Source organism: Bradyrhizobium sp., assembly GCF_017881085.1.
Lineage (GTDB): Bacteria > Pseudomonadota > Alphaproteobacteria > Rhizobiales > Xanthobacteraceae > Bradyrhizobium.
The window spans coordinates 1-6,791 of record NZ_JADGRI010000296.1 but is presented as its reverse complement, the minus strand read 5'-3'; the positions used below and the strand labels follow the sequence as shown (position 1 = coordinate 6,791).

The 6,791-nt window shown below is 63.2% G+C and carries 4 protein-coding genes and 1 tRNA gene; 4 read left to right on the top strand and 1 reads right to left on the bottom strand.

The window, feature by feature from the left end:
• Positions 1 to 91 precede the first annotated feature (91 nt).
• Positions 92 to 472, top strand: a complete 381-nt coding sequence (locus QZ213_RS22480; RefSeq protein ID WP_291688289.1) for a hypothetical protein — start codon at positions 92 to 94, stop codon at positions 470 to 472.
• Here QZ213_RS22480 and QZ213_RS22475 read toward each other — a convergent pair.
• Positions 432 to 2,057, bottom strand: a complete 1,626-nt coding sequence (locus QZ213_RS22475; protein ID WP_291688288.1) for a beta-(1-6) glucans synthase — start codon at positions 2,055 to 2,057, stop codon at positions 432 to 434. The genes QZ213_RS22480 and QZ213_RS22475 overlap by 41 nt on opposite strands.
• A gap of 272 nt (positions 2,058 to 2,329) precedes the next feature.
• Between QZ213_RS22475 and QZ213_RS22470 the strand changes: the two genes are divergently transcribed.
• The 3 genes from QZ213_RS22470 to QZ213_RS22460 all read left to right on the top strand — a co-directional run bounded on the left by QZ213_RS22470 (position 2,330) and on the right by QZ213_RS22460 (position 6,005).
• Entirely contained in the window at positions 2,330 to 2,914 is a 585-nt protein-coding gene (locus tag QZ213_RS22470; RefSeq protein WP_291688287.1) for a beta-1-3, beta-1-6-glucan biosynthesis protein, read from the top strand.
• Between the two features lie 186 nt (positions 2,915 to 3,100).
• Positions 3,101 to 5,779: a glycosyltransferase gene (locus QZ213_RS22465; RefSeq protein WP_291688286.1), complete on the top strand. Its 2,679-nt coding sequence runs from the start codon at positions 3,101 to 3,103 to the stop codon at positions 5,777 to 5,779.
• A gap of 150 nt (positions 5,780 to 5,929) precedes the next feature.
• A tRNA-Lys gene (locus tag QZ213_RS22460) sits at positions 5,930 to 6,005 on the top strand.
• The last annotated feature ends 786 nt before the right edge of the window (positions 6,006 to 6,791 follow it).

Here is a 6,791-nt window from a genome sequence, read left to right as displayed (position 1 = left end):
TGGGATCGGTTCCTCACTCTTGTTTGCGACGGCTTCGGCCTCGCCGATTGCGCAGCTTGTCCCGCCAGCCAATCCCGATCATATTCGCGAGATGAAAAAAACTCCGTTCCGGCTCACGCCCTATCAGGTGCAATGGCTGCTGGTGGTCGGTTTCCTGACCGTCGGCTACGCGCTCTATCTGCGCTATCTCGCGATCGAGTTCTCGAGCGTGGCGCTGGCCTGCGATGCCGGTCTGCAGACCATGATATGCAAGACCCGGATTCTCGCGACTTACCTGTTTCGCAATTCGGTGTTCGGCGTGGTAGCGCTGATCATCGCGGCGCTTCACATCATCCGTCCGTCGATCGTGCTGCTCACGGGCGGGCTGATCGCCGCCGGGTTCGGGATCGTGCTTTACAATATCGCGTTGTCAGGCCTTGCGATCGGCCTGCTCATTCTGGGCTTTGCACGGCCCGCGCCTGCCACAGCGTAACGGCGAGCAGGAAATAGATCGCGCAAGTCCACAGCGACTGCCAGTTGTTCGATCCTTCGTTGAAAATCGTGTAGAGCGCCGCCACGGCCAGGAGCCCGGCGAACACCGCTTCTGCGATCGGACGCACGCCTTGCGGCGGGCGGTTGAGCAGCATCAGGAAAGCGAACGGCACCACCGCCATGGTCAGGGAGGCGAACGGAAAGTCGCGGTAGCGCGGATCGAATACAAAGCCGAGCGCGGTCTCGGCGCCGATCAATGTGGTCACGGCGAGTGCGAGGCCCAGGGCCCCCGTCAGCACCGATCGGTTGCGCCACTCGCGAGGCCCCAGGAGTTCCAGGAACGTCGGCAGCGCCCGCCCCGACATCAACGCGTTGGCTGCAAGCAAGGGCGAGGCCACGCCGGCGGTCAGCAGCGCGCCCCATCCAAGCCAGCCGCCAAACCCGTAGCTTTCATAGAACATCTTGTCGGCGGCAACGCCAAGCAGGATTCCGGCCGTGGTCGCCGATATCGCGACCGCGATCCAAGAGGCCAGCCGCGGCGTCCATGGCCGGCGGCGCAGCGTCAGCCAGGCGGCGCCGAACACGAAAAAGGCCAGCGCCATTCCGCATCCCATCTGCAGCTTCCAGAACGGATAATTGCTGATGGCGACGCCGGGCGGGTATTTCAACGCGCGCTGGACTGAATCGAACAGGCCCCAATAGCCGCCGACCGTGCCTTCGAGCTGGCGCTTCCACGGCTGGTCGTAGGCCTCGATCAGGTTGACGCGAAAATTCTCCCGCTTCGCCAGATCGAGGATTTCCGAGACGACGCGGGCCTGGTTGGTGCGCGACGGCAACGCGCCGTCGCGCATCCGGCCCTCGCTCGGCCAGCCGGTTTCGCCGATCAGTATCTCCTTGCCGGGGAATGCCACCGCCATTCGCCGGCGGATGGCGTCGACGTGGGCCGAGGCATATTTGGCGCGGATCGGAAAGTCTTCCCAGTATGGCAGGATATGAATGGTGACGAAGTCGACCGCGTCATAGACCTCGCGGTTGCGCAGCCAGTATTCCCAGACATCGGCATAGGTGACGGGAACGTCGACCTGCGCCTTGACCGAGCGGATGGTGCCGGCGAGATCGGTCGTGGTCATTTCCCCCCGCAATAATACCTCGTTGCCGACCACCACGGAGGTGATGGTGCTGGGGAATTCCTTGGTCAGCCGCACGGCGATGGCAATCTGCGCCAGGTTCTTCAGCCGGTTGCCGCCGAGCCATATGCCCTGGATGACTTTCAGCCCGGCCTTGGCGGCGATCCCGGGAACCTGATCGAGGCCGTTTTCGATCGAATAGGTCCGCACGCAATCGGTGATTTTGGCGAGTTGCTCCAGATCCGCAGCGATCTGTTCCGCCGCGACGTGGGTCGTCGGCGACAGCGGTGTCTGGCCCCCGCGGAACGGCGCATAGGACACGCACATCAGCTTGGCGTCGGGATCGATCGGCGCGCGCGACAGCGTAATCGGCGTGGCCAGCCACCACCACACCGCGGCAATCGCACCGAGAGAGATCAGGAGAAGCGCCAGCGGCGTACGAAGAGAAATCGGTTCCATCCTTTCGGGCGGGGATCGTCGATTAGCCGGTCACCGGCCATCTGCCAAGAGCAGGCTCTATGCTATCCCAAATGCAATCCCAGGCCTGCATGCGCCCGAGGCTTTACCACAACGCGATAAAGTTGTGACTTTACTGGACAAAATCCGAAATGTCCGTCATGGGAATCTCACAGAAATCCGCCACGTGTCTCCGCCGCAATGGGGACCTATTTGGGCGGCATCAACGCGAGCCGCGCCCTGCCGGGCGCGATCAGGAACCAATCGGGGAATTTATGCGTCGACGGGTGTTCAAGCTTCGAAATGCGGTTTTGCGCCACCTCGCCGCCCCCGGGCTTGCACTGCTGATCGGTATCGGAAGCGCCGCCGCCCAGAGCGGTGATCCCAAGGCCCAGGACCAGTCCGGCAAACCGGCGGCCAACGCGGCTCCGGCCGATGTGGCCAAGGACAATCAGCGCAAGACCGACGAATTCGCCGAAGCCGCGCAGGCCATCAACGGCCCGGCCGGAAACCCGGAATGCGTCTGGTTCGGCCGCCGCGTGGTGCGCCTGATGTGGCTTGACGACATCGACACCGCGCTCCGGCACCTCGATCTCTACGACCGCTTCGGCTGTCCCGGCGGCCACGTCCAGGCGACCTTCCGCTGCCTGACCCGTTTTGGCGCCCAGATCGATCCCAAGGTCGCCGACACCCTCAACAGCCGCGTTCACGCCTGCTGGATCAATCCCAACGCGCAGCCGCAGGTGGCTGCCGCTGCCTCGCCGGCCGCGCCCGCGACCGCCGGCAACGCTCCGGCCGCTCCCGCTGCGGGCGCTCCGCCAGCCGTGGCGGCTCCGCCCGCGCCTGCGCCCGCCAAATAATCCGAACCGGCGGCGGAACGATCCGAAATTTTCTCGGTTGGCAGTGTTCGCGCCCTGAAAACGCCACGGCGTCATAAGAGTTGTTAAATCGCGTGGCAGAGATATGCTCGATTTGCCGCTGAATCGGTCGGATCTCGGGGTCGGGTCCGCTTCCCCGCCATATTTGCCCCAGATGGTTTAGTTGCGATGCGCGCCGTCGTCGCCGTTGTGCTGCTTGTGACCGCGGTTCACGCTGCGATGTGGGGGGCGTTCCGGGAAAAGCAGCAGGCCCCCGACTTCACGGGTGTGCTGCCCAGCGTGTCCTATGCGCCGTTCGAAGGAACCGGCCATCCCGACGTCGACAATATTCCCAGCGTCGAAAAAATCCGCGCCGACATGAAAAGGCTGGCCCCGCTGACGCGGGCGATCCGGCTTTACTCCTCGACCGGCGGCGTCGAACTGGTGCCGCCGATCGCCGCCGAGTTCGGCCTGAAAGTGACCGTCGGCGCCTGGATCGACAAGAATGCCGACCGCAACGAGCGCGAGATCGATTCCGCGATCAATCTCGCCCGACGCAACAGCAATGTCATCGGCGTCGTCGTCGGCAACGAGACGGTCTATCGCGGCGAGCAGAAGGTCGACGACCTGATCGAACTGATCAAGCGGGTCAAGAAATCCGTCAATGTCCCGGTGACGACGGGCGAAATCTGGAACATCTGGCGCGACAATCCGCAGCTCGGCTACTCCGTCGACTTCATCGCCGCGCACGTCCTGCCCTATTGGGAGAACTTCACCGCCGGCCAGGCGGTCGACCAGGCGGTCTCGATGTACCAGCTGCTGCGCGACCAGTTCCCGGGCAAGCGGATCGTGATCGCCGAATTCGGCTGGCCGAGCGAAGGTTACAATCTGCGCAATGCCGTTCCCGGCCCGTTCGAGCAGGCCATGGTGCTGCGCAATTTCGTCAGCCGCGCCGAAGCCATCGGCATGGAATACAACATCGTCGAGGCGATCGATCAGCCCTGGAAATTCTTCGAGGGCGGCGTCGGTCCCTATTGGGGCATTCTGAACGCCGCGCGCGAGCCGAAATTTGCCTGGACCGGGCCGATCGTCAATCCGGACTACTGGAAGCTCGCGACCATCGCCGTGCTGGTCGGCATCCTGATGTCGCTGCCGATCCTGCGGCTGGCGCAGCCGACCGTCATGCAGGCGCTGGTGCTAACGGCAGCGTCGAACGGCGTCGGGGCCTGGGCCGCGACCGTGTTCGCCTACTGGAACGGGCACTACTTCGTTTTCGGCTCGGCCTTTGCGCTGACGCTCGGTCTGATCCTTTTGGTTCCGCTGGTGCTGATCGCGATGGCGCGGATCGAGGAGATCGCCGCGATAGCCTTCGGCCACAAGCCGCGCCGGCTCATCGTCAAGGGAGCGCCGCTGGCGCCCGCCACGATGGGCGACAGCGTGACCTTTCCCAAGGTTTCGATCCACGTGCCGGCCTATTTCGAGCCGGTCGAGATGCTCAAGCAGACGCTCGATGCGGTCTCGCGGCTGGACTACCCGAACTTCGAATGCGTGGTCATCATCAACAACACGCCCGACCCGGCGTTCTGGCAGCCGATCCAGGATCACTGCCGCGCGCTCGGCGAGCGTTTCAAGTTCATCAACGCCGAGAAGGTGCAGGGCTTCAAGGCCGGCGCCCTGCGCATCGCCATGGAGCGGACCGCGGTCGATGCCGAGATCATCGGCATCATCGACGCCGACTATGTGGTCGAGCCGGACTGGCTGAAGGACCTGGTGCCGGTATTCGCCGATCCCCGCGTCGGCCTCGTGCAGGCGCCGCAGGACCATCGCGACGGCAACACGTCGCTGATGCATTACATCATGAACGGCGAATATGCCGGGTTCTTCGACATCGGCATGGTCCAGCGCAACGAGGAAAACGCCATCATCGTGCACGGCACCATGTGCCTGATCCGGCGCGCCGCGATGGATATGGCCGGCGGCTGGGCCGGCGACACCATCTGCGAGGATACCGACCTCGGCCTTGCCATCATGGAGCACGGCTGGCTGACGCATTACACCAACCACCGCTACGGGTACGGCCTGCTGCCGGACACCTACGAGGCCTTCAAGAAACAGCGTCACCGCTGGGCCTATGGCGGCTTCCAGATCGTCAAGAAGCACTGGCGGCGGTTCCTGCCGGGCGCCAGCCGGTTGTCGCCGCAGCAGCGGCACGAATTCGCGCTCGGCTGGCTGAACTGGCTCGGCGCCGAAAGCCTCGGCGTGCTGGTCGCGATCCTCAACCTGATCTGGGTGCCGATCGTCGCCTTCGCCGATATCGCCATTCCCGACAGGATCCTGACGCTGCCGATCATCGCCTCCTTCGTGGTGTCGCTGGTGCATTTCACGGCGCTGTATCGGCTGCGGGTGCCCGTGAAATGGGGGCAGATGCTCGGCGCGATGATCGCGGCGATGTCGGTGCAGTGGACGGTGTCGCGCGCGGTCGCCAACGGGCTGATCACCGAGCACCTCGCTTTCGCCCGCACCTCCAAGGGCGGTCTGTCGCGGATGTCGATTGAGTTCCAGGCGTTCTGGGAAGCCGTGATCGGCGTGCTGCTGCTGGTCGGCGCCGCCGTGCTGGTCGCCACCAACAGCTTCAAGGAAGTGCGCGAAATCTACATCTTCGCGGGCGTGCTGGTGCTGGAAAGCCTGCCGTTCCTGTCGGCGGTGGCGATTGCGATCCTGGAGAATTCACGCATCAACGCGTTCGAATTCTGGCGCAATACCGGCGTCCGGACCGCCGAACTGATCGGGCTGCGCCCGGTGACCATGCCGACGGTGGTCGGCAGCTCGCAGCCGGTGGCGTCCAAGATTCATCCCGAAGCCAGTTGAGGCAAACGGGTTTTCGGTGCGCTCCTGCGCCTGAGGATTTCAGGCTAACGGGCGGCGTTACCACGATAATCCGGCTTCTCCCACCCCCCGTCTTGCCGGTCGCCGCGCTATTGACCCGCACCAAGCGGACCCCTACACAGCGCGGCAAGTGAGCGCGTAGCTCAGGCGGTAGAGCACGTGACTTTTAATCATGGGGTCGAGGGTTCGAGTCCCTCCGCGCTCACCATGGTGAAATTATTGGATAATTTGTGCTATAGAGAGGCCGCAAGGTCGGCCGCAACGCTATGCGGGTAAGCTATCGGTAAGCACTGCGAAAATCCAGAATTGCCCGCGCTTTCCGTTCCGCCCGTGCCGCGATTGGCATAATGATAGGCCTAACGATTGTCCCGATCGTCGGGTTCTAAAATGTATGCAGTCGCCGTGATCGGCATCCCAGCCGCCATCCTGCTTATGGCCGGGCTCATTCCGCTTTGTATGAAGTTTTTTCTGTTGTGCGAAGCAAATCACGAAAAGAACGTGGCTAACCAGTGGGCTATAAACCGCCGAGCGGCAAGCAGGCGGAACAACCCTGACCCACCTCTAAGCGCTAGACGAACCTGCTCGGGTGTGTCCTGCGCGACACAGACTCAGGCTCGCAGAAGCTGCCAAAATAGCCGAGCGCTCGTCCCTGGGGTAGGTGAGAGAGACAGCACCCGGCTACTCAGGCTGCAAGCGGCTGCAGCCTGAGTAGTAACTCATTGAAAATTTAAGAGGTCCTTAGAGAGTCGCACCAAGGCGACACTTTTTGTTGGCCATTCCCTCGGAACGACATTCGATCTGGCGTGTTCTCGGATGGTCGAGACCCCAAAATTTCGACGTCCCCTAATACGGCCTCAGCTGCTCCCCGCGCTGGGGCCGTATCTTTTTGCTATCCCCAAAAGGCTGTCCGATATCGAGAGCGGCTTCATCTGCAAGGCGTGTGGCCGGCGCGCGATCTTCAGCCGGCAACTGCCCATGTGCCAGCAGCGGCCAT